Source organism: Leucobacter sp. 7(1), from assembly GCF_900163635.1.
Lineage (GTDB): Bacteria > Actinomycetota > Actinomycetes > Actinomycetales > Microbacteriaceae > Leucobacter.
The window spans coordinates 1-2,453 of sequence record NZ_FUID01000060.1; the positions used below are offsets into that span (position 1 = coordinate 1).

2 protein-coding genes are annotated in these 2,453 nt (G+C 66.1%); one reads left to right on the plus strand and one right to left on the minus strand.

The window, feature by feature from the left end; translation table 11 throughout:
- Positions 1-541, minus strand: a 541-nt coding sequence (locus tag FM113_RS11280) for a DNA cytosine methyltransferase (RefSeq protein ID WP_254908980.1), incomplete at its 3' end; no start/stop codon positions are given.
- 281 nt (positions 542-822) lie between these two features.
- Between FM113_RS11280 and mobF the strand changes: the two genes are divergently transcribed.
- Positions 823-2,453 (plus strand): MobF family relaxase (gene mobF / locus FM113_RS11285; RefSeq protein WP_176387190.1); only part of this gene is annotated, 1,631 nt, incomplete at its 3' end.

Consider the following 2,453-nt stretch of genomic DNA (forward strand, 5'->3'; position numbering starts at 1 on the left):
GGTCTCCCAGAACTGCTCCTGCAGCCCGAAGAGGTCGAGTTGCGGTTTCTCCCAGATGCCACGGGTCGGATTCCACACCGCGAGGGGTTGCATCTCGGGGGTTGCGTTGCTCATCGTCATCTCCTTGGAGGTTTGCGCGGATCGCGGGTGCGGAGAGCAGCCCACGGACGTTCTCAATCACGACCCACCCGGGTTGCAGCGCATCGATCGCTGCCGCCATGTGCGCCCACAGGCCGGAGCGAGTGCCGGGCTTCAGGCCGGCCATCTTCCCGACGGTGGAGACATCTTGGCAGGGGAACCCTCCGCAGAGGATGTCCACCCGAGGGACGAGGCTCCAGTCGATGGTGGTGATGTCTCCGAGGTTCGGCGCGTCAGGCCAATGGTGGGAAAAGACACGCGCGACGGGTTCGTTGATCTCCGAGAACCAGATCGTTCGTGCTCCGAAGACTTCCTCGATGGCAAGGTCGAGTCCGCCGTAGCCGGAGAACAGCGACCCGACACGCAGCGGCGCGGGCGGATCGGTGAGGGTCTGTGCTGCCACGGGCGAACCTCCTGGAACGGCGCTCCTCAGAGCCGCATTGCTTGCTCCGAGCTGGTCACCCACCAGGTGCACGAGCCACCCCACCCACTGCCGTTCAGCCGGCTCTTCCCGAGTCACGTCGGCCGACATCGACGCCCAGCGCCGCCGACCTCTCGCGGTTCGCTCGAACGGGTTGTCACGCCTCTTGCAAGCGAGGGGCGCCACCGTCGAAAGCGACCCCCGAAATCATCGCGGTCACGGGTCGTGGAGCTCACCTTCGTCGTGAGGAGAGGCGGTGCCTGGTGACAGTTTCGATGCGAGTGATGTCCGCCGGAGACGGCTACAAGTACCTCCTGCGCACCGTCGCCACAGGAGACGGCGACCGCGTGCTCTCCACACCGTTGACCAGGTACTACACGGAAGAAGGAACCCCGCCGGGGCGCTGGCTCGGGTCAGCCGTTACCGCGCTCGGTGGCGGAACAATCACCGTCGGTAACGAGGTTTCCGAGCTGCAGCTTCAACGCCTGATCGGCCAAGGCCGAGACCCGGTGACCGATCAGGCGCTCGGCAGTCCGTATCGGAAGTATCCAACCGTGGCTGAGCGGATCGAGCACCGTACCAACAGGCTCGACGTTGGCCTCCCGGTGACGGAGCGTGCGGAAGCGGTTGCTGCAATCGCGGCTGAGGAGAGTGCTCGTGGGGTGCGGAAGGCGGTTGCGGGGTTTGATTTCACGTTCTCGATTCCGAAGTCCGCATCGGTGCTGTGGGCGGTGTCCGACGCTGGTACGCAATCGCTGATTGCGGAGGCGCATCACGCGGCGGTTGCGGAGATGGTTGTCTTCATCGAGCGGGAGGTTGCCGCAACCCGCGTCGGCGCAGCAGGACGCAACGGGGCGGTTGCGCAGGCTGACGTGTCCGGGGTGATCGCCACAGCGTTCGATCACTACGACTCACGGGCGGGTGACCCGCATCTGCACACGCACGTGGTGATCTCCAACAAGGTGCAGACCGTCCACGACGGCAAATGGCGCTCCCTCGACGGACGCCCCCTCCACGCCGCCACCGTCGCCCTCTCCGAACTCCACGAAGCCGTCTTCGCCGACCACCTCACCCGCACCTTCGGCGTCGAGTGGGAGGCACGGGACATGGGGCGTGACCGCAACGCCGCCTGGGCGATCACCGCGGTGCCGGAACGGCTGGTTGCAGAGTTTTCCACTCGTGCGAGGCATATTGATGCAGAGACGGATCGCTTGATCGCAGCGTACGTTGCCGCGAACGGGCACAGGCCTACGCCCGCCACCATCGTGAGGCTTCGAGCACAGGCGACGTTGGTGACCAGACCGGAGAAGCAGGTCCGTTCCCTCGCAGACCTCACGAGTGAGTGGCGGGAACGTGCGTCGCACCTTCTCGGTGAAGACGCCACACGCTGGGCCCGCGCCGTCACCGCGAACGACGCACCGCTGTTACTCCGCGCCGACGATGTGCCTTTGGACGTGATCGCCTCGCTTGGGCGCAGCGTGGTGGAGGCGGTCGGTGAGAAGCGGTCGACCTGGCGGCGCTGGAACCTCACCGCTGAAGCCGCACGGCTAACGATGCCGTACCGGTTCGCCACCACGCAGGATCGTGAAGCTGTCGTTGGAATGGTGGTCGACGGTGCCGAGCGCGCATCGATCCAGCTCACTCCGCCCGAGCTCGCGTCCAGCCCAACCGTGTTCCGTCGGGCCGACGGCAGCAGCAGGTTCCGGCCTGTCGCGTCGACGGTGTACTCGTCGCCTGAAATCCTGGCGGCGGAAGATAGGCTCCTCGAGCGCGCCCGCAGCATGACCTCACCCACCGTCCCGGTCGAGGTGATCGAGAAGGTCACCCGTCGCCCGGACGGCGACGGCAGGTTCCTCGCCGATGATCAAGCAGTAGCCCTCACCGGGGTCGCGAT